The following is a 21,966-nucleotide window of genomic DNA, read 5'->3' as shown; positions in this document are numbered from 1 at the left end:
ATTAAATAGTTACGGCAACATCTTCAAAGAATTCAACAATATCATCAGCTTTGATGTCGTTGAATTTTTTAATAGTCATACCGAAATCTTTACCTTTTTCAACTTCTTTAACATCGTTGATATCACGTTTTAGCGTGTCAATTACGCCCTCATGAATAAGTTTACGGTTTCTAAAGATTTTAACCTTGCAACCCGCCTTAACAACACCTTCATCCATCATGGTACCAGCAATTGTACCCACTTTTGAGAAGAAAAATGTTTTGATAACATGCCCAGATCCGATTTTTTTCTCTTCATAGACAACTGCTTTTTCGCCGTCTAATCATGCCTGCATATCTTCGATAACTGCGTAAACCACATCATAGTAGGCAATTTTTACGCCCGCTTGTTTAGCGCTTTGTTTAATGTTGGCACTAGCTTTAATTCTAAAAGTAATAATAACTGTGTCTGAAGTTTGAGCTAGCAATAAATCTGAGTTAGTAACTTGTCCAGATTGAGCACCGATGACTTTGATTACAGCTTCATCATTGCTCATGCCGTCTAGGCTTGATTTTAAGGCCTCGGCAGTACCTTGCACGTCTGAGCGAATAATAACGTTAAGCACTTTTTTGCCTTCTTCGTCAGTTGCATTTTGTGAACGGTTAAATAGATCTTGTTTTTTATCCATTTGTTGTTTTTCTAATGCAATTTTTTTAGCATACTTTTCATCTTCAAACGAAATGAAACGATCACCTGCTAAAGGCGAAGTGTTTAGTCCAGAAACCACAACTGGCATACCTGGAGTAGCTTGATCAATAGGTTTACCAGAAGTAGTTTTAAGTGATTTAATACGCCCAAAGCTTGATCCCGCAACTACGAAGTCACCTTTAAATAAGGTTCCATTAGCAATAATTAGTGTTGAAACAACACCCACACCTTTGTCAGCACGTGATTCAAGCACAATACCAGCTGGATATCTGTTTTTGTTTGCTTTTAAATCCATTAAATCAGATAGAGCAATAATGGTATCAAGCAATAAATCTACACCAGCACCTGTTTTGGCTGAACCATAAATGATAGGTACATCACCACCATATTCTTCAACGATAACATCGTTTTCGCTTAATTCACGTTTAACGCGTTCAGTATCTTTGATTTGTTTGTCCATTTTGTTGACAAAAACAATCATTGGTGCATTAGCGGCTTTGGTGTGTTGAATTGCTTCTTTTGTTTGAGGCATAACCCCATCATCTGCAGCTACAACTAAAATAACAATATCAGTGACTTGAGCACCACGTGAACGCATTTCAGTGAAAACTTCGTGTCCAGGGGTGTCAATAAAAGTAATTGTGCCTTTTTCATTAATAACTTGATAAGCACCCACGTGTTGAGTAATTCCGCTTGATTCAGTTTCAGCTACCTTACTTTTACGAATGTAGTCAAGCAAAGTAGTTTTACCATGGTCAACGTGACCCATAATTGTAATAACTGGTGGACGCTTAGAAAGCATACTTTCATCGTCGACTAATTCCACACGGTTTAAAAAGTTAGAAGCATCAATATTTTGTTCTTTTTTAAAGTCTAAACCTTTTTCTAAACACACTTCGGCGATTTCTTCCTCTTCCAAAATGTGGTTGATTTGGTACATTTTACCTTTCATCATAAAACTTTTGATTAAATCGTTTGCATTCACGCCAATTTTGTTGGCAAATTCACCTAACGGCATTGAGTTGGTGAAAATGAAAACGCCATTTTTAACCTCAGTTTTGATGTTTTTTAATTGTGACTCTACATCTTTTTGGTTAGATAATCTGTTCTTTTTAGACATTGTGCCTCCTTCAATTGCTCTTCTATGTGTAAGTAAAATTCTCTGGGTATGTTTGTACGAAAGCTACGGTTAAAAGCTTTAGTTTTTCAAACAAGTTCTCAGTTTTGATCGCTTAAAATGAAATAAGCTCCACGACCTTTTTTGTTTTGTGCTAAATCCAAATTGATTTGATTGTTTTTGCGATCAAAATCAATGCGAATTAGTTCATCAACTGGCTTAATTTGGCCTGTGACAATACATTTACGTGTAACCATTTATTCTTCTCAGTCTTCATCGTCCATGAAGTCTTCAAGGTCGAATTCATCTAGGCCAAAGCTTGACAAGTCATCATCAACTTTAAAGCCTTCAATAGCTTCTTTAACTTTACGATAGTCTTCAACATCAATTTTGGCTTGTGCTTTGTTTTCTTCTTTTTGGCTTAATTCAGCTGCAATCTCATCAATAGTTTGCGGTTTTTCTTCAACTTTTTTCTCATTATCTGAGTGTTTTTTGAATAATTCTTCAAAATCTAGATCAAAGCTTGTTGTGTCAATGTCTTCAAATTCTTGTTCAGTAAATTTAAGAACATCTCTTTCAAATGATTCTGCTGAAACGCTAACTTTGTCAAGATCAAACAGTGGACTTTTACGAACTGTTCTAGGACTTTTACGTTCAGGTAACTTACGTTCAAATGGAGCTGCATTTTTCTCAAAAACAATTCCTTGTTTTTCAGCATCCACATCGCTTAAAATATCTAAACTACAATTAGTTAAACCTGAAGCAAGTGAAACGTTAACGCCTTTACGGCCAATAGCAGGAGTTAAAGCGTCCTTAGGTACAATAACTCAGTATTTGCCATCGTTTTTAGCCACAACATCATGTACACGTGCTGGGTTCATAGCGTTGATAATGAATTTTTTAATGTCTTCATCATATAGAATAACATCTATTTTTTCACCTATTTCTGCGTTAATAGACACAATTCTTTGGCCATTTGGACCAACTACAGCACCATAAACATCAAAATCAGCAGGTGCAATAGCACTTCTTTTGAATGCGATTTTGGTTCTTTCACCAGGATTACGTACAGTATTAACAATTTCAATTAAGCCTTCGCTAATTTCTGGAATTGAACGTTTAAATAATTCTTCAACGTTTTCTTTTGAGTCAACTGAAACTTGAACTTGGCTTAATTTTGCGTCTTCTTCAACATTAATAATGGTTGCGTGGCCATATTGACCACCTTTTATTTCACGTTTCGAGCTAATAAAGTTTGCAGGTAAGTAAGCAGGAGTCAATGTTTCATTTTCTTCGCTAATTTGTACGTTTCATGAACCATCTGAGTTTTTGGTGTTGAATTTAATTCTAACTCTTTCGCCAATTCTGTCTTTAAAGTGTTCGTAAACTCTTTGTTTTCTAAGTACAGACATTCCTTGTTGAATTGAAGAGTGAATTGTTTTTAAAATAAATGCATATTTAGTGTTTTTTACCACTTGATTTAATGCAACTAAATCCAATTCACGCTCAATTGTGTCACCTTCTTGCAGTTCTTTATTGATTTTGTGAGCATCTTTTAAAGAAATGAATGAAATTAACATTAAAACTTTGTTTAAGCTTTCTTCGCTTGAGTTTTCGTATTCTTCAGCTTCTTCGTCGCTGATAACACTGATTGATTTTAGAATAGGTGTTAGTGTTTTGTTTTGCTCATCTAGATGGTATTCAACAACAACTTCTGGGTCGATTTTAGAAAGAATTTTAGTTGTTTCTTCACTAAAAGCGTTTACGATATCTTGAAGATTTAAACCTTGGTTTTTTTCAAATGATTTAACAATGTCATAAAAGTTTTGTGCAATTGTTGTATTTTGCAATTCTTTACTCATTTTTACTCCTAAAATTTAATATGTTTTTCAACGCTAGCAATATTGCCTTTGTCGATGGTGATTTTTCTAATGTTTCCTTTTTGGTTTCATTTAACTACTATTTCTTGCTCATTTACTTCTAGCAAGTTTGACACTAGCTCGTTAGTCTTGTTTTGTGCTTTCACAAGTTTGATTTTTAAATCTTCGCCAACGTGGTCGCTTAGTGATTCAACTGTGTAGTTTAGTTCAAGACCGGGCGAGTGAATTGAAATAGTGTCAAAACGGTCGATATTTTGAGTGTCTAAAAACTCATTTATTTGGCGACTAGCATTATTTACTTGTTCCATTTGTGTGTGTTTTACAGTAATATCCAGCGCAATTAAGCCGTCAATATTTTCTTCTTTAGCGTCTAAAATAACTTCGCCAAATTGTGTTTGTAAAATGTGTTTTCAGTTCAAATTTACTCCTTAAAAATAACAAAGAGTTGCTGTGGGCAACTCAATATTATTTGACTTGTTTAAACAAATTATAGCATATAGCACTGATATTTTGTATAAAAGTATTCTAAATTGAAGCTCAAGAGTCAAAATAAGCAAAATAAGTTTACGTAATTATTTTTTTGCTTTATAATAAAAAAGATTTTTTCAGTTGCACAAAGCAACTAAACATGAAAAAAGAGGAGGCTTATAATGGCAAATATCAAATCAAAAGTAAAACACATTGCTAAATCTGAAGAAAACAGATTAAGAAATAACGCAATGAAAACTAGAGTGCGTAAAGCAATCAGAGCAGCAAGAGAAGCAGTTTTAGCTAAAGCAGAAAACGCTAAAGAATTAGTGCAAAAAGCACACTCAATTATTGCTACAGCTGTTCAAAAAGGCGTATTCCACCCAAACAAAGGTGCGAGAAAATCATCACGTCTAGACAAGTTTGTTAACGCACAAAATGCTCAAGTTGAAGCTTAATTATTTATAAGCATCCATTCAGCAGTCCATTTGGGCTGCTTTTTGTTTGCGGTTGTAGTTGATAAAACAAAAAACAAAGCCCGCGAGGACTTTGTTAGCTAATTATTAATTATTTTAAAATTTCTTTAATAACTGTAGCAATTTTGTCTTTGTTGATGATGAATTTGCTTTCTAGAGCAGGTAAAGGAATTGTAACGTCTGGTCCGTTTAGACGAACTGGAGCTGTTGTTAAGTAATCGAATGCTCTTTCGTTTACACGTGTAACGATTTCAGCTGTTAGTGAACCTGATTGAACTGATTCAGAAATAGCTAATAGTTTACCAGTTTTCTTAACTGATTCAACGATTGTATCTGTATCAATTGGTTTTAGAGTTCTTAGGTCAATAACTTCGATTGAGTATTCTTTTCCTTCTTCTTGTAGTAATCTTAGAGCACCTGTAGTTTCGTGAACCATGTGTCCGTAAGTTACGATTGTTAAGTCATCACCTTCAACGATTGTATTAGCTTTTCCTAATGGTACTGTGTAGTAACCAGCTGGAATTTCTTGTTTGAAAGCACGGTAGTCGTGTTTGTGTTCTAGGTATACAACTGGGTCGTTGTCTTCAATAGCTGAAATCAATAGACCTTTAGCGTCGTATGGTGTAGCTGGCATAACTACTTTTAGACCTGGAATGTGGCAGAATAATGCTTCGATTGATTCTGAGTGGTGCTCTAGAGCTTTAACACCACCACCACAAGGCATTCTTAATACCATTGGTACGCCTAATTTACCACGTGATCTGTTTCTGATACGTGCTGCGTTACCGAATAATTGACCTAAACCGAAGAATACGAAACCTGAGAATTGAATTTCAGCAACTGGTCTTAGACCTGCAACTGCTGAACCAATAGCTGTACCAACGATAGCTGATTCTGAAATTGGAGCATCAAATACTCTATCTACACCATATTTTTTCTGTAGACCTTGAGTTGCACGGAAAACACCACCTTCAAAACCTGCGTCTTGACCATAAACAATAACTGATTTGTCTCTTTCCATCATAATGTCAATAGCATTAGTGATGGCAGCAATGTTATTTACTTGAATTTTGTCCATAAATATTTCTCCTTAAATTAAATTTAATTACCTTATTTTTGGAATCTCTTGTGAGCTTCGTGTTGTTCAAGAACTTCTTCAGGTAATGTTTCGTAGGTGTATTTGAAAATGTCGTCAAATCCTTCAGTTGCTAATGTAGCTGTTGATTTGTCGTATGATGCTTTAGCATCTTCAGTTGCGTCAGCGATGAATTTTTCTTTATCAGCTTCAGTAATAATTCCGTTTTCGAATAGGTATTTTTCAATACGGTGGAATGGTTCTCATTTTTCGTGTTCGATTTCTTGTTCTCTTGTACGGTATACACGTGGGTCGTCACTTGTAGTGTGTTGACCTTGACGTCATGTAACCATTTCAATTAGAACTGGTCCATTTCCTTCTCTAGCTCAGTCAGCAGCTTCTTTTAGAACTTCGTATGCAGCTAGTAGGTCGTTACCGTCTACACGTAGTGCAGGGATGTTGTATGATAGACCTCTTTGTGAAAGAGTTTTAACAGGGTAGCTGTTGTGTTCTGGAACTGAAATAGCTCATCTGTTGTTTGAGATAACAACAACAACTGGCAAGTGGAATAATGATGCTCAGTTTAAACCTTCGTGGAATTCACCTTCGTTTGTTCCACCGTTACCGATTGTTACGAAAGCAATTGCACCTGTGTTTTGTAGTTTAAGTGCTTTAGCAACTCCGGCAGCTTGTGAAATTTGAGATGCAATAATAACTTGCATTGGCATTGTATTTGACTTAAATCTTGAACCTAGTTCTGAACCTCTTCAGTATAGGTATACAGATTCCATTGATTCACCACGTGCTAATAATGTTGATAGTACACGGTAGTGAGGAACAAATCAGTCTTCTTTTCTCATTACAAAACCTAACGCTGTTAGGAATGCTTCTTCTCCTAATGCAGGAGCAAATGTTCCTAAACGTCCGGTTTTTTGTAGTGTTAATGCATATTCGTCTCATGAACGAGATTTACGCATGTTTTGGTACATGTCTCTCAATAGTTCTTTTGACGCTGTAGGTTTAAATGATTTGTCGATTAGATCACCATTAATGTCTAAGAAACGAATCATTGTTTCTGGGCAGCTCATCACTTTGCCCGCTTCGATGAATTTGTATTTCATATGCGTTTCCTTTCATAGAATTAAGCTTGTATATTTTTTATACATCCATATTATATAAAAGAACCTTATTTATTTAAAACAATAATTCAAGATGCTTCAAAAATAAAAAAACGCGTAAATTTGTCTTTTTTAGTCAAAAAAAGCGTTTTTGTGTTAATTTTTTGTTTAAAAAACATTTTCATAATTTTGCTTTTTAAAACTAGAGTGTTTTTTGGATAAATTTACGCCCCAAAACGCGTTCAATTTATGAAAAAAGATGCAAAATTTTCCACATTTTATCAGCTTAAACATTTTATTAACGTAGCGCTAAAGCAAGCATATTGCAATTTTGCTTTTTAACTTATTTAATTTATAATACTCACATGAAATATGCAATCGTTGTTGATTCTTCTTGTGCACTGGCACAAGAACAAGCAAATAAATTAAACTGACACTATTTACCACTACACATTCTAATAGATGGTAAAGAATATAGAGATGGTGTTGATATTAACACAACTAACTTATTTGAATTTTATGGCAAAAAACAAGAGGGCAAAACCTCTGCGGTAAATGTTGGTGTAGCTGACGAGCTATTTGCCAAATTGACCAAAGAATACGATAAAGTTTTGGTTTATCCAATCTCAAAAAATTTATCTGGAACTTGTTCATCACTAACTACTCTAGCACGTGATTATGAAAATGTTAGAGTAGTACAATCAATTCAAGTTTTACAAATGATAGTTATGGATTTAGTTTGATTTGAACACCAAATGGAGTTAGATCCTACTAAATTTGATGAATATGTTGAACAAATGGAACAAGGTGTTGGGCGTAAGGTAGCAACACTGATACCTAAATATAATAATTACCTAGTAAAAGGTGGTCGTTTGCATCCAACTGCGGCCGCAGTAGCTAAATTATTAAAAATAGTACCAATGATTTGTTGAGAAGAAGGCTCACTTAAAAAAGAAGGCGTGGGAAGAAGTTTTGCCAAAACCATTTTAAAAGCAGTCGATAATAAAGCAGACATTTTACCTCTTCAACCAGGTAAACAGCTTTTAACCCTAGCGTTACACTCAATGTCGCCTCAAGAGGAACTAAATGCTTTTGCTTCACATATTAGTCAAGTTTTAGGTGTTGAACCAATAGTAGATTTAATTGCTCCTGTTGTGGCAATGCACACAGGACCTGAAGCTTTAGCAGTATTAGCTTTTGAAATTGAACCAGAAATTATTGCAAAATACAAAGAATTATTTAATAAAATCAAGTAAAAATACGGAAAACGCATTTCCGTATTTTTTAATTGCTATTAAAAAAAGTATAAAAAAATGGCAGGAGTGACAGGACTCGAACCCATAACACGCAGGGTTGAAGCCTGCTGTTCTACCATTGAACTACACTCCTAGCATTTGCGATAATATTATAACAAAGAATTAAATTAAAATGAATATATTGTTATAATTTTATGCATGAAAACTAATAATTCTTTACCAAATGGGTTTTTAACAAAAACTGGATTAAGCGTTAACGCAAGTAAATCGGCATTAATTTTTAAAATGGTATCACTTGCAGTTTATTTAGCTTACTTTATTGTGTCTGGATTTTCAATCTTTTTTGCCTATATTCCTTTTGGACCGGCTTGATTAACCTACTTGCCATTAATAGTAGCTATGGCAACATTGCAACTAGGATATTCAGGAGCTATGTTAGCAGGCTTTGGCTTTGGTTTATCTTCATTTATCGCTGCTATGTTACTAGGATTTATTTGATTCCAATATATTGATGTTTCAATATTATCTAGAGTTCTAGTGGGTGCGGTTGTGTGTTTGGCTTATTGAATCTTGGGTATAAGTAAAAGACCAAAATTATGAAAATTTGTTGTTTTAACACTGGTTGCTACTGAATTTAACTCAATATTTGTATTTGGTGCACTGTATTTACACACAACATACATCGGACCATTAGCTGGTTTACCGCCATTCTATGAAATGCTAGTAGCAAACACAGTTAACCTAATTGCCGAACCTATATTCAATGTTTCAATGGCGGTTTTACTATATTTACCTATCTTAGGTTTAAAACAAAAATACGATTCAAGAAAAAGCGTTTCATGATAACGCTTTTTTTATTGAACTTTTACTCGTAAAATAATAATTTTTTCCTTTTTATTCAATAATTGAGCAAAAGACGTGTATTAAGTTATAAAACCTAATATTTACTTTAATATATAATAAAAGTTAACTAATTATGGTGAGCGAGGACAAAGTGTTTATGAGTAAAAAAATAATTATTGATCTACATATTCATTCGTCTGATTCAAACCTTAGTGGGAGTAATATTTCAAAATTTACCGACTTGCAAATGCTTGAAAAATTACACAAAAATTACGTTAAAGTAGCTTGTTTTGCCGATCATTACGAATTATTTGTTGACAATTTTTACAAAAGAGTAGATCTAATAGCCAATCATAAAGTAATTGATATAGTTTTATTGCCTGGATGCGAAATCGATTTAGCATCATTGAGTAAACAGTCTAAAGGTCAGGCTGTAATTGTCTTTGACCCAAATCAGGATTTATATGCAATTGCTAAAATAGTAAAAGACAATTTTTCGCGTGCCAACAACAAATGATTAACTTATAAACAGGCGTGTGAGTTATTTAATAATTTTGAATATATGATCTTTCCCCATTCAGGAAAAGGTCAAGACAACATGGTTGCTGAAGATTTATTAGATAGCAATGTTCATGGGCTAGACTCTACGAGTTTAAAAAGCCCAAATTTAAAAAAAATAAGAAAAGTCATACAAGCCCCAATTGTTTGTTTTAGTGATACACATGATTGAAAAAAATACCCTTTCGACAATACTAAATACCAAACATGAGTTGAGGCCGAACCAACGTTTAAATCAATTAAAGAAGCTTTGATGAATAATAAAACAGGAATTACAGGAGTATAAATGTTAAAAAACATAGAATTATTTGACAATAATGGTAATGTTAAACAAATTAATTTCGATAAAGTTAACATTTTTTTAGGAAAAAAAGGTTCTGGCAAAAGTACCTTTTTACGCATAATTGCTGAAATACTATCAAACAATAGGATTTTTGAAAAAAATAAGGATTTTGTTGAGTCTAAATACAATATTTACGTAAAAAAAGCCAACGTAGATGATATTGCTTTGTCAATGGATGGTGGATGAACATCAGCAATCAAAAGTTCATCAAAGTATGAAGAAAACTTGAAACAATTAACTAAACATTTTGCGTGCTATATTGTTCAAAATGATGATAGAAAAATTTCACTTGATGAAACCGATATTTTCAAGAATAAAATCAACAATAAGTTATCTCTTTTGGTTTCAGAGATACTTAAGAATAAATCAAATATTGACTTTTTAAAACCATTTGAAAATTTAGCTTCTAGCATAAACAATTACACTAATTTTAGTTCTAAAATTGTTGATTTTGAATCTGTTTTCGACGATAGACTTAATCTTGTCGAATCAAAATCAAGTTCAATATCGGAAATTAATTTTTCATACAATGAAGATAAATATAAGCTTGATAAATTAAAAAACACGCTAGCTAAATCAGTTGATTCTCTATTAATATCTATAAACAATTTAATTAATAACCAAACTGACATCGAACAAGGTATTAAGGATTTAAACCCAGAGTTTAAAAATTATCTAAATAAATACAGTCATAACGAAATAAAGCTAGATTCAATTGTTAAAATACTCCAGTTGTTGCACAGTGCTCACACACAACAACTTGAAAAAATTAATGAGCTAGCTAGCACAGTTAATTCATTTGAATACTCACTGAAAAGTACAAGAAAAAAACAATTATCTAATCTACAGCAAGAAGACAAAATTAATCAAAATTATAAAGATTTAAAGGATTATTTTAGCAAGGCACCAATTTATTTATCAGCAGTTCGCAACTCGTATTACGATGTACAAGAATATGCACAAAATGTTGAAGTGGAATGAAACGAGCGTATAAATATTGATGAAAGCAACGGTTTTTCTGTTGGTTGTGATAAATTCAATTTAAGTGAAGATGATATAAAAACAATAATAAAATCGTTTAATCTTAAAATTGATAATAAAACAAAAAGCTTTTGAGATTTATTGAAAAAATTGAATTTAAATACTGATATTTCGTTGCAAAACATTGAAAAAATGATTGAATCTATGCTGAAAAATAGAGTTGAATTATACATAAATGATAAAAAATATTCGTCACTTTCAAATGGGCAAAGATCAATTATTGGTATAACCGAAACTATTAAAAATATTGATAAAGGTATACGCAATGAATATGTGTTGCTGGATCAAGTTGAGGATGATCTAGACAGCAACACAGTTGTAGAGTCAGTGGTTCCCGAGTTAAAAAGATTAGCGAATTCTGGCAAACAGCTTTTTATAGTAACCCACAACCCTAACATAGGAATATTATTGGATGGTAAACCAATAGTAATTGATTTTCCAGATGAAAATTTTGAAAACAAAATTAATGATCAACCGATCTTAAGCCAAAACGACACACCCGAATCATTTTTCTTAGAGGGTGGATGGAATATTTTTCTTGAACGTGAAAAAATATTGAAGAAAAAACTAGGAGGTAAATAGTGATTTTTACAGAAAAACAACCTGAAAACAACAATTTTATAAAAATTAACTATACTAAAAATGAAGCAAAACCATCTTCAATTTCAATCGATTATGGATACAACAAAGATAAATCAGCCGCTATCTATGTAGATTTATCGAATCCTAGTAATGGTTGAAGCAAAGATAAAGTTGATAAATTATTGAGTATTGTAGTTGAATATGGATACACAACACGAAAAGATTTTTACCTAATTATTGATGAATTTACACAAAATTACGCTAAAAATAATAAAAATACACAATATCTAATTGATTTATTTGTTGAATTTGCTAATTCGTTTAGATCAATCCAATAATGTGTATCTGTGTTTTTATTTTAAAAATTTTAAGTTATAATATATGCACGCCGTCATAGCTCAGTCGGTAGAGCACATCCATGGTAAGGATGGGGTCGCAGGTTCAAGTCCTGTTGTCGGCACCATATGTTATTTCATCTCCGCGCAAGCGGATTTTTATTTCAAAATAACTCGTTTTTTACCCTCAAAATGATAATCAGTTAGGTAAATTTTCCCGTCAGCAAGCTCAATTACCGGTGCATTTTTCACCATAGTTTTTGTAGCAAAATTTATTTTCACTCTTTTATTGTCTATAAAAGTGTAGGCACATGGGTTAGGATAAAATGCTTTAATCGTTCGAAGAGCCAAATCAATACTCATTTCTGAATTAATGAATCCATCTTCTTTGTTTAGTTTTGGGCTGTATGTTATTTTATCTGGGTCTTGTGATACTCGTTTTAGTTCATCTTTATCTAGTTGATTGATTCATGAAACTATATTTTTGCTCGATAATTGCTGTATTTTTTCAAATACATTAGCTGATGTATCGTCTTCATCAATTTCAACGCTTGCTTGTGCAAACACGTCGCCAGCATCCATTTCCTTAACCATTTCCATTAAGGAAACCCCGGTTGTTTTATTCCCTTTTCACACGGAATATTGAATTGGTGCAGCACCTCTATATAGAGGCAACAAAGAACCGTGCACATTAATGTTAAGCTTTTTTGCTAGACCTAAAATTTTAGTTGGAATAAATTGGCCAAAAGCAGCCGTAACTAAATAGTCAAATTCCAATTTCGATAATTCGTCGTATATATCCCCAATTTTTTCTGGCTGAAAACAAACAATGTTATATTTTTGAGCCAGTTGTTTTGTTGGCGTTGCAACACTAACTCTACCTCTTTGGCTAGGTCTATCAGGTTGCGAGACTATACCAACTACCTCAAAATTGTTGATTAATTCTTCAAAAATTGGTACAGAAAATTCAGGTGTACCCGCTAATAATAACTTGATCATAATTACATTATAAGGCCTAAGCGGCAAAAATAATTTATTCTATATAATTAATAAATATCAAGGAGATAGATGAATCCAGTTTTTGAGAAGTGAAGAGCCAGAGAATCAAAAGACAAAAATTTTACAAAAAAATTATTGTCTTTTGGTTTAGTTAGCAACGATAACGAAATCAATAGTGCTTTTAATAAGCGTTTTTTCTTCATAGAAAACAAAATTATTGCTCAAGTTGGAATTGGAACCAATCTATTTAATGAATACACCATCACAGCAATTTCGCAAGCACTGGCGAACGTGCTTAGGCTTAAAAATATCCAAAATCAACGAATATTAGTTTGCAATGATTATACATTTAGATCGCAACTTTATTCAGGCATTTTATCACGTGTTCTAAATGAACACGGCTACACTATTTGCGTACCAGACCAGGATGAAAAATTGCCTGGAATTTATCACAAAAACTTGGCTGAACATAATAATATTTCTCTAAGAGTTTATATTAGTAATTTCAAAGATGTTAAAAATACAATGCAAATGGGCTTTTATTGAGGAGACGGTAAAGATTTTAGCGAACAAGATATTTTGCTTTTAAGCAGCGAACTAAACAAAGCTAATTATATCCATATTGATATACCTGAACAAATGATAGAGATTGAAAATATAAAGTATAAAAATTCAATTTTTCAAGAAATTTTCAATAAAAATTATTCAAAATACACAACTATCAATACTGCTAAGTTTGGTGTACATTGTTCTTCTATCAACGATTACAAATTTACCTCTGAATTATTAAAACAATGTAATTTTAGATATTCATTGAAAAAATTGAATCAAGATAAGCATTGGTTTATTGCTCACCCCAAACAACTTACTTTTTTAAATACATCAACTTTTTTCAATAAAAATGATGCCAATTTTGCAATAAATAATTCTGGAAGCGGTTTAACTATTTCATATAAACACAAAGGCGTTTATAAATATTTAACATCTTCACAGGTGGCTTCAATATATTTATATTTCAAGCTTAATCATGATCAACATTTTGATAAATCTTCTATATCAAAATATACTGTCGCACGCAGTATTAATACAGATTCATTGGTTAATAAAATTGTTAATAAACACAACATTGAGGTTATTGAATTTACACACAGATCGCAATTGTTTGATAAGGCAAAAAACAAGAACATTTTGCTAGCATTCAACAACAATTTTGAGTATATGCTAGATTCAAAATCATTGATTTTTGATGCACATTTATTCATGTTGGAAATGATGCGTGTAATTGAATATTATAAAGCTCAAAATATGACTCTTTTTGATGTATTGCAGACAACTTATACTGAATTTGGCTATTCTCACACAACAGAAAAAACATATGATCTAGACAAAAATTCAGTTGGCTCATTCTTTAATAGACTAAAAAATCTTGAAAAAATAGGAAATCAAAAAATAGTCAGTTCGCATGAGTATATTAATAATTCATTGAGCACAAACGTGTACCTTAAAATCAATTTTGCGCAAGGTGATAAAGCAGTTCTTTCATATGATGCTTTAAGTGAAAAAGTAAGTATATTAACAGACGTAAAACTAACGAATAATCAAACTGATAAAGTTGATTTAATTGTGCGTGAAAAAGAAGTGTTGGACAATATTTTGGATTTAAAAGAAACGAGTACAACCCGTAAAACTAAACCATTCACTGTTATAAAATACTTGTTTTTAGTAGCTTTCTTATTTGGTATATTTATCTTTTTATTCAACTCTGTCTATAACTTTAAAGACTCGGATAATGTTGGTACTGCAAATATTAGGGCAATTTTTGAAACAATGTGAGAACAAATTAACACAAACCAGCTTTCTAAGGCTTCCTTTGTTGCTTTTGTGGTAGGTTTTATAATATATTCAATAATCAATGCAATAATTTTCAAGCGGCTTCTTGGTTGACAAGGAGTTAAGGCTAAATTTTCAGACTTGCTTATAGGCTCATTAATATCACTTGTAAGCCAAAATATCACACCTAAATCAATTGGTGGCGACTTGGCAACATATTGATTCTTAAGACGTAGAAATATACCACGTGCACAACTAGTTTCTTCAATCGTGGTTAACACGTTCATTTGGCAAATTTCTAACCTTATATTGATTGCAATTTTTATACCAATAGGTATTAAATTCTATGGCAACTTTTTTGCGAATTTAGCTGATAAACGTGTATTAATTATGCTAATTTCGCTTATTTTGGGAATTACTATTGACACAACACTTGCACTAGGTTTTTTACTGCTATCGATGAGTGCAAAAGCACAAAACTTTATTCTAAAAATGCTTGTTAAAACTCTTGAGTGAATGCCTTTTGTTAATTTGTATGACCCTGAATCATTAAGCTCAAAATATCAATATGAATTCTATAAAATTCGTTTTGGCCTAAAAAATGTCATGCGAAATTGATTCAACTTTATTGAGATTTTGTTTTGAAAACTTTTACCTTGATTTTATGTTCCAGTAGCCTGATTTGCAGTTTCGACCGATATGCTACAATCGGGATTACAAGGCGGTTCATATTTCAATATGTTAGTTGCAAACGTTTTAATAAGAAATATAAATTCAATTTCGCCTACTCCAGGCGGCATAGGTACTTCAGACGCAATAAGCAAAACGATCTATGAGTTTATCATTAAACCTGATGAAATTAATGGCTATAGTGCTGTGCAACGTTCGTCGCTTTTAACTTCGATTAGAGGAATGGGCGAAATAATTATTCCTACGCTTTTATCTGCATTTACATTATTGCTGGTATTTATTGGCGAAAAAAGAATTGATTTGTATCGCGCTAAAGCTAAAAATGAGTCATTAGTCAAGAATAAAAACATTGTTACGACCACAAAAACAGGCACAAAATTCTACAAAATAACTTTTAGTATTTTACCTATTTTGTTGTTTGCGGGCTCATTAACATTCATTTTAATATAGTAAAAAAGACGGTTTAATGGCCGTCTTTAAGCTTATTTTTAACTTTTTTAAAAATTTATGGCAAAAATAACATTATTTTTATGCGATTTGGCATAACATCTTTATAATAACTTAGCAAATAATTTGTACCTTAGGTACAGAAAGGAGAAAATTTGCAACAAAAGAAGTCTTGAACAGACAAATTTGCAAACGACCCTAAAAAGAAAATTGCATATGGATTTTTCTTATGGGCGTTCATTTCGTTTGCCTACTTACTATTTGTTACAAACTGAGGATTTAGTGTTGGCTTAGCCGGTGGTGGCGTGCACAATGGAGTTAAAGACGCAGGTGTACTTGGTTACTTTAATATTGAAAAAAATGCTTCATTCGACTTAGTCAACAGTGCTGTCAACTGAGGTATTACAATTGGAAGGGGTATTGGATCTGTTGCGGTTGCTTTATTATTAGTTAAATTTGCACACAAAAACACAACAATTATTGCCCTTGCCCTAACATTATTGGGAATTCCTGCCCAATTTATGCCAGCAAACGCTTATGGCTATGTATTATTCTTAATTTTAAGAACATTAATGGCTATTGGTGGAACAATGTTGATTATTCTAACTCAACCTATTGCTGCTAATTTCTTTACTAAAAAGGAAAAATCAATTGCCTCACAATTTGGTATTTGATTCTATCCACTAGGAACAATTCTTTCAATCGTTCCATTCGTATTTGTTGGTAATGTTGAGTCAGTTAGAGCAAACTGACAAATCATTTTCACAGTGCTTGCTGTGTTAAATGTAATTCCATTACTAATTATGGTGTTCTTTGGTTCTAAATTTGACGTTAAAACTAAAGAGGAAAAACAACAAAATAAAGGTCCAAGTGGCTGATCAATTCTAAGAAGCTACTTGAAGAAAAAATCTACATGAGCTTGAGTATTGCTATATGGGGGATGATTATGTGCGGTAGTATTCCCAACAATATATTCAGTACCATTCTTCGCAGACATCGCTGAAATTGGTAGAGATGTATATCAAAAACAAATTCGTATTTGATCATTACTATTCTTAGCCGCTGTGTTTGTGGGTCCAATTTCAATTGGTTTATGATCTAGATTTAACTTAAAACGTAAATGATATATTGCTACAGTTATTTCATTAGGAATTTTCTTCTACATTCTATCAATGGTAACATTCATCACTGGTGTTGCTAAAGGTAGTGTAGTTGCTCTAGTATTTTTCTACATTTTTGGTTTCTTAACTGGAATGAGTTTATGAGGAATTCAAGGTGTTATGTTGAACACACCTCACGAGTACAAAGACAATGATCCTAAGAAAATTGGTTGAATGTTTAGCTTGATTTGAGGTCTAGGATACTTATTCTTTACATTGGTAACAATTATTATTTCACTAATTTCATTAGTTGGAAAAGCTGGCGGCGTGGGTACTCACCATACATACGCAGCAATTGGCTTTAGCTTAATTGTTATTTTCTCAGCACTTGCACTTGTAGGTGTACTAATGCTTAAAGAACCTAGTGCAGATGCTAAAACATTCCCTAAATGAATGAGCAAACTATTCAAAAGCAAAAAATAAAATACACATAAATTCAACACTTATGTGTATTTTTTCAATCTTTTTTTGAATTAAATGTCCATTTTAAAACTAGTTTTGCATACTTTATTTGGTTCAATATCAGGTCTATTCAACCATAATTCTTTAGCAAACATTTTTACCTGGTTGGAAGCTCCTAGTGGAAATTCGATTGAATAGTATTGATTCATTAACTGCATCTTTTTTAAAAAAGCATCTCTAGCCAGTATTGAAGCACAAGCGACTGGCAGGCAAATATCCTCTGCTTTGTTAGCTAAAACAACATCTTTGGCAACAATATTAAAATCTCTAATCTTGTTGCTTTCTGTGAATATTTTTCAGTATTTTTCAATACTTTTTGTTGTTGAGTATTTGTCAATAAAAATATAATCATACTCAACATTATTGTTTAAAACTTCTTCCAAAGCACTAAGATGTGTAAACATCTTCAATTCATTGGCGTTGTATGTAGAGGTTAAACTGTTATAGCTTTTAGGGGAAAGAACATAAGCGCTATTTATGGTTAGCTCCTTTATTTTAGATGCTATATTAACTATATCTTTATCCGTTAACTTTTTAGAATCTTTAACACCTAGAGAAATAATTTTTTGAATGTTTTCTTTTGGAATATAAACAGCTGCTGCCACAAGCGGGCCAAAATAATCACCTACTCCGACCTCGTCAATCCCAATAAATTGATAGTTTTCTTCAATAAAATGTTCATTAAATTCAATAAATTTCATTATTAGTCCAAATCAGCAGTTAAGTATGAATCTGATTTCATTTTTTTGCGTTCTTCAAGGCTTTTTTCAATTTCGGCATCTGGATTGTCCAAGAATTTATTAATGTAGTGCCCTACACCGCCTTCTACGTTTGAGTATTCTAAACGCACGGTAGCGTGTTTTTTAACTGGTTCTTTAGCGTTTTTCATGACAACGGCAGTTTTAGCAACTTTAAACATTGGCACATCGTTATGACCATCACCAAAAGCAACAATGTGTTCTAGTGGTACATCGTAGTATCTACTTAGCAATGAAATTGCACGTCCTTTGTTGACTGAAACGTTAGTAATGTCAAAAACAGGTGTTAAACCCTCTCCTTTTGATCAGTAAGAAAACTCACCTAAATCACCATATTTAGCACGTAAATAGTCTCTAAGATCATCTGGATCAGTAGTAGGTTGTACATCAAAAATAATACCTGTTGGCCTTAAAGGAATTTTATTAAAGTCTAAACCAACTTTAAATTTAGGGTTTTGTGCAAAACCAAAAACTTGTTCAAGTGCATCGTCACGGTGTTCAATTTGCACTCAACCAGGTCCTTCGATTGCTAGGTTGCTGATTTCTTTTCTAACTTTAGGATCGCCTAAAATGTAAAGCATTTCGTTTAAGTTTAAATATTTGATTAGGGGGATGAAGTTTTCATCGCTTGGATTATGGATTTGAGATCCGTTGTAGTTTGTAACTACTGTGTCTAAACCTAGCTCTTTATAAACAGGGCGAGTAGATCTTCAAGGTCTACCAGTAATTAAACAAACAACGTGTCATTCTCTTTTTGCTCTTTGTATAGCTTCAAAAGCTACAGGGTGGATTGTTCCTTTTGCACTAGATGAAAGTAAGGTCCCATCCAAGTCGATTGCGAACATAAATTTTTTCTTTTGTTCCATGCGGCTCCTTAATATAATAATAAATTTATATTATTAAAATTATACTTTATTTATATATAAATATTAATTTAGGATGTTTTAAGCTTAAAATGTGAATATGTTTTCCACATTTTGCATAAAAATTTTTAAGCGTTAATTTTTGTGAAAAATTCATTTTTGTTATATTAAGTGGACAAAAATCGATTTTTTTGTCAAATTTCAATAAAAAACGCCCGATTATGAAGTTTAGCAACACCTGAAAATGCTTTTTTATGGAACCAATTATATATAATATAAACGGTACGATAGTGCCAAAACACTTATAAATGAATAAGTAAGATATTCTTAATAAGGAAAGGAAAATATGGAACACTTAAAAAGTATTCTAACCTCACAAGGGCTATATGGTGCTGTTCTAGCTACATTAGTTTTTGTGTTGATTGGTTACTTTGTTACTAGAAAAGGTATTTTCAACAAAGAAATCAACGGTAAACTATCTAAGTTTCTATTAGACTTTGCCTTACCATTCTTGTGTTTAGTTGCTTTCATGCAACCAGCAAACGCAACCATTGGTAAAGAAGTTGGTATAGTTCTTGGTTTATCAGCCGCATTCTACATCTTGATTGGTGTTTACACAACACTAGTTGTTAGATTCTTCCCACGTTTGATGTCTCACAAATTAAAAGCGAAAGCACACGAAATGTGAGAAAGAACAGACAAAGCTGTTACATCAGCTAAATATGAAGAAGCATACGTAAACAGCTATGCTCAAAAATTATTAACTGCACAGTTAATGGTTGGATATGCTTCTCTACAATTCTTCGCCGTACCATTGATCGAAACTCTAGGTGCGTCGGTATTTGGTAAATCAGGTACTGCTTTACTACAAGTTTGAAACTTACCATACATGATTGGTGCGTTCTCATACGTTAAAATTGCATACTCAGGTCAAAAAATTTCTAAAGACCAAGTTAAACCAATTTTAAAAGCATTAGTTCACCCAATGTTAGTTGTTTTATACGTTTCAATTATTCTATGAGCTCTACAATTTATTCCACAAATTGGTGCCACTCTAACTACAAATGCTAAAGATCCATTTAACTTTACAGTAGCTAAAGAAGGAGCTCAATTCTGAGCTGGATTCCTAAAAAGATTCCCAGTATTCGCTGCGATTATTATTCCTGGTGTTAAAATTATTTCACCTCTAGCATGAATCGTTATTGGTGGTTCACTAGCTACATCTAACCTAAAATTAGCTGTAAAAGACAAAGGTGTATGATTAACAACTGCAAGAAAATTAATTACAATGCCTCTATTTGTATTCTTAATTACTCTTGCTCTAGTTGCATCTAAAGCTATTACACCAGAAACAGGTACATTATTAGTTGTTCTAGCTTCATGTCCTCCTGCTGCTGTTACAATTATTTTCTCAGTTGCTTACAAACATGAACACAGTGGATTTACTGCAGAAGTAAGTTCATTATCAACACTATTGTGCTTGGTATTTATGCCAATATGAACAGTTGCTGCTCACGCAACATTCCAAACAATCGCTGCTTAATTAAGTTACTTATTAACAACAAAAAAACAGGCTCTAAAAAGCCTGTTTTTATTGTTTATTTTTGTAATTTTAGACCTCAAATGTCTTCGATTAATTCTGTATCCATTCTGTATGAAGAAGCAGATTTAATTGTTGCTTCCTTGTAGCTTCACGCTTTTTTGCCAGGCGCAACTTTTTCAAAGTATTGCTGCAATGGAAGCTCATAATCTTTGATATCTTGCTCAAGTCTATTTATATCGTATTGGTCATTAAACACTCTTGTAAGTTTAGGTTTGACAACACCTTGTTCTTTAATATGACCTATTGTTAGACCTATTACTGGGAAAGCTTGACCTTTAATATTTAATAATTCGATCAACTCTTTTTGCATTGTTCTAGCTAATCCTAAAAAACATGTTCCTAGCCCTAATTCTGCTGCCATATCTTGAGCCATTGTCGCTTGAATAAACGCATCACCTACAGCTACTGTATAAGCTTCAGACGAATGATTATTGTAAACTAGTTCAGGTGCAGATTGCTGAGCTAAAGCCATTCTATTGTAATCTGCCACAAACACTAAAAACATATCACAGGTTTTAATTGAGCCAGTGTATTTGCTAGTTGCCCCCAATTTTTCTAAGATTTCACGATTCTTAACCACAATAACACTCGACGAGTGTCAATTAGATGATGTTGGCGCTGACTCAACAACATCAATAATTTTTTTGTAATCCTCTTGAGAAACAGGTTTAGTCATATCGTATTCTCTAACACTATAACGATTAATAATTTTTGTATAAAAATCCATAATTACTCCTTTATTAAATATTATTCAATTTCTGAGAGTTTAAAAAGATATTTTGCTGATTTACTACATTTTTATAGCTCATGCGGTGTTCATTGCATACGCCATGGTTTGCTATTTCATCATTGTGCAGTTTTGTTGCATAACCTTTATGCTTTTGGAATGAATATTGAGGAAATTTCTTGCTTAATTCAAGCATATACCTATCTCTTGAAACCTTAGCCAGTATAGACGCGGCGGCTACGCTTAGCGATTGCGAATCACCTTTAATTAAATTTATTTGTGGTTTAGCAGTATTAGGCACTTTTTCAAAATCAGTAATGATTAAATCTGCTTGATGCAACTCATCAACAATTTGTTGCATTAACACATGTGTAGCTTTTTTAGGGTTAAATTTATCAACATCTTGAGCAGAAGCAAACTTAATTGAATATGCTATTGCGTTAGCAATAATTTGTTGATAGGCTTGCTCACGTTTGGATTCAGAAAGCTTTTTGGAATCATTGATTAAATCGCTTTTAAATCCGCCAGGCAATATTACACCCGCCACAACAAGTGGACCCGCACAGCATCCCCTTCCAGCCTCATCAATACCCAATATTTTTGAGTATTGAGAGTATTCTTTTTCAATATCAAGATTGTACATATATC

General features: G+C 32.7%; 20 protein-coding genes and 2 tRNA genes. 10 read left to right on the top strand and 12 right to left on the bottom strand.

Going from position 1 to position 21,966, the window contains the following annotated elements:
* Position 1: 1 nt before the first annotated feature.
* From infB to T329_RS0100790, 4 genes are read right to left on the bottom strand one after another with little or no spacing between them, the layout of a single operon-like run.
* Positions 2-1,807, bottom strand: coding sequence for a translation initiation factor IF-2 (infB, locus tag T329_RS0100805; protein ID WP_029608545.1), 1,806 nt, complete (start codon positions 1,805-1,807; stop codon positions 2-4).
* Complete coding sequence (locus T329_RS0100800) at positions 1,768-2,061, bottom strand: YlxR family protein (protein WP_029608544.1); 294 nt, start codon at positions 2,059-2,061, stop codon at positions 1,768-1,770. Before T329_RS0100800 ends, infB begins: the two co-directional genes overlap by 40 nt.
* Positions 2,062-3,666, bottom strand: a complete 1,605-nt coding sequence (locus tag T329_RS0100795; RefSeq protein WP_029608543.1) for a hypothetical protein — start codon at positions 3,664-3,666, stop codon at positions 2,062-2,064. It abuts the gene before it with no gap.
* An 8-nt stretch (positions 3,667-3,674) separates the two neighbouring features.
* The gene (locus T329_RS0100790) at positions 3,675-4,103 is read right to left on the bottom strand and encodes a ribosome assembly cofactor RimP (RefSeq protein WP_029608542.1); all 429 of its coding nucleotides are present in this window, start codon (positions 4,101-4,103) and stop codon (positions 3,675-3,677) included.
* Positions 4,104-4,334: 231 nt separating this feature from the next.
* On the opposite strand from T329_RS0100790, the gene rpsT reads away from it, so the two are divergent.
* On the top strand, positions 4,335-4,610 hold the full coding sequence (gene rpsT, locus T329_RS0100785; RefSeq protein ID WP_029608541.1) for a 30S ribosomal protein S20: 276 nt from the start codon (positions 4,335-4,337) through the stop codon (positions 4,608-4,610).
* A gap of 109 nt (positions 4,611-4,719) precedes the next feature.
* On the opposite strand, the gene T329_RS0100780 is transcribed toward rpsT, so the two are convergent.
* Both T329_RS0100780 and T329_RS0100775 read right to left on the bottom strand, forming a co-directional pair.
* Complete coding sequence (locus tag T329_RS0100780) at positions 4,720-5,706, bottom strand: alpha-ketoacid dehydrogenase subunit beta (RefSeq protein WP_029608540.1); 987 nt, start codon at positions 5,704-5,706, stop codon at positions 4,720-4,722.
* A 32-nt stretch (positions 5,707-5,738) separates the two neighbouring features.
* A complete protein-coding gene (locus tag T329_RS0100775; protein WP_029608539.1) occupies positions 5,739-6,824 on the bottom strand; it encodes a thiamine pyrophosphate-dependent enzyme in 1,086 nt (361 codons plus the stop codon).
* A 362-nt stretch (positions 6,825-7,186) separates the two neighbouring features.
* Here T329_RS0100775 and T329_RS0100765 point away from each other — a divergent pair, with 362 nt between their 5' ends.
* Positions 7,187-8,077 carry a DegV family protein gene (locus T329_RS0100765; protein ID WP_029608538.1) on the top strand — a complete coding sequence of 297 codons (891 nt, stop codon included), beginning with the start codon at positions 7,187-7,189 and terminating at the stop codon, positions 8,075-8,077.
* Between the two features lie 58 nt (positions 8,078-8,135).
* Here the strand turns inward: T329_RS0100765 and T329_RS0100760 are convergent.
* Positions 8,136-8,210: transfer RNA gene (locus T329_RS0100760), tRNA-Trp, on the bottom strand.
* Positions 8,211-8,275: 65 nt separating this feature from the next.
* Between T329_RS0100760 and T329_RS0100755 the strand changes: the two genes are divergently transcribed.
* The 5 genes from T329_RS0100755 to T329_RS0100730 all read left to right on the top strand — a co-directional run bounded on the left by T329_RS0100755 (position 8,276) and on the right by T329_RS0100730 (position 11,907).
* The gene (locus T329_RS0100755; RefSeq protein ID WP_029608537.1) at positions 8,276-8,923 is read left to right on the top strand and encodes a hypothetical protein; all 648 of its coding nucleotides are present in this window, start codon (positions 8,276-8,278) and stop codon (positions 8,921-8,923) included.
* 154 nt (positions 8,924-9,077) lie between these two features.
* A complete protein-coding gene (locus T329_RS0100745; protein ID WP_029608536.1) occupies positions 9,078-9,764 on the top strand; it encodes a PHP domain-containing protein in 687 nt (228 codons plus the stop codon).
* Entirely contained in the window at positions 9,765-11,444 is a 1,680-nt protein-coding gene (locus tag T329_RS0100740) for a hypothetical protein (protein ID WP_029608535.1), read from the top strand.
* A complete protein-coding gene (locus tag T329_RS0100735) occupies positions 11,444-11,782 on the top strand; it encodes a hypothetical protein (protein ID WP_029608534.1) in 339 nt (112 codons plus the stop codon). Before T329_RS0100740 ends, T329_RS0100735 begins: the two co-directional genes overlap by 1 nt.
* A 49-nt stretch (positions 11,783-11,831) precedes the next feature.
* A tRNA-Thr gene (locus T329_RS0100730) sits at positions 11,832-11,907 on the top strand.
* 31 nt (positions 11,908-11,938) lie between these two features.
* On the opposite strand, the gene fmt is transcribed toward T329_RS0100730, so the two are convergent.
* Positions 11,939-12,778 carry a methionyl-tRNA formyltransferase gene (gene fmt, locus T329_RS0100725; protein WP_425411723.1) on the bottom strand — a complete coding sequence of 280 codons (840 nt, stop codon included), beginning with the start codon at positions 12,776-12,778 and terminating at the stop codon, positions 11,939-11,941.
* Between the two features lie 69 nt (positions 12,779-12,847).
* Here fmt and T329_RS0100720 point away from each other — a divergent pair, with 69 nt between their 5' ends.
* Both T329_RS0100720 and T329_RS0100715 read left to right on the top strand, forming a co-directional pair.
* Positions 12,848-15,748, top strand: a complete 2,901-nt coding sequence (locus T329_RS0100720) for a lysylphosphatidylglycerol synthase transmembrane domain-containing protein (protein ID WP_029608532.1) — start codon at positions 12,848-12,850, stop codon at positions 15,746-15,748.
* A 251-nt stretch (positions 15,749-15,999) separates the two neighbouring features.
* On the top strand, positions 16,000-17,328 hold the full coding sequence (locus T329_RS0100715; protein WP_425411724.1) for a hexose phosphate transporter: 1,329 nt from the start codon (positions 16,000-16,002) through the stop codon (positions 17,326-17,328).
* Between the two features lie 50 nt (positions 17,329-17,378).
* Here the strand turns inward: T329_RS0100715 and T329_RS0100710 are convergent, their stop codons facing one another.
* Positions 17,379-18,068, bottom strand: a complete 690-nt coding sequence (locus tag T329_RS0100710) for a ribonuclease HIII (RefSeq protein WP_029608530.1) — start codon at positions 18,066-18,068, stop codon at positions 17,379-17,381.
* Between the two features lie 2 nt (positions 18,069-18,070).
* Complete coding sequence (locus T329_RS0100705; protein ID WP_029608529.1) at positions 18,071-18,991, bottom strand: Cof-type HAD-IIB family hydrolase; 921 nt, start codon at positions 18,989-18,991, stop codon at positions 18,071-18,073.
* 343 nt (positions 18,992-19,334) lie between these two features.
* On the opposite strand from T329_RS0100705, the gene T329_RS0100700 reads away from it, so the two are divergent.
* The gene (locus tag T329_RS0100700; protein WP_029608528.1) at positions 19,335-20,531 is read left to right on the top strand and encodes an AEC family transporter; all 1,197 of its coding nucleotides are present in this window, start codon (positions 19,335-19,337) and stop codon (positions 20,529-20,531) included.
* Positions 20,532-20,586: 55 nt separating this feature from the next.
* Here T329_RS0100700 and T329_RS0100695 read toward each other — a convergent pair whose 3' ends face one another.
* Entirely contained in the window at positions 20,587-21,318 is a 732-nt protein-coding gene (locus tag T329_RS0100695; protein ID WP_029608527.1) for a nitroreductase family protein, read from the bottom strand.
* A gap of 13 nt (positions 21,319-21,331) precedes the next feature.
* Positions 21,332-21,961 carry a ribonuclease HII gene (locus tag T329_RS0100690; protein ID WP_029608526.1) on the bottom strand — a complete coding sequence of 210 codons (630 nt, stop codon included), beginning with the start codon at positions 21,959-21,961 and terminating at the stop codon, positions 21,332-21,334.
* Positions 21,962-21,966: the final 5 nt, after the last annotated feature.

The organism is Mycoplasma simbae ATCC 49888 (assembly GCF_000702705.1).
Classification (GTDB): domain Bacteria; phylum Bacillota_I; class Bacilli_A; order Mycoplasmatales; family Metamycoplasmataceae; genus Mycoplasmopsis; species Mycoplasmopsis simbae.
This window is presented reverse-complemented; position numbering and strand designations above follow the sequence as displayed.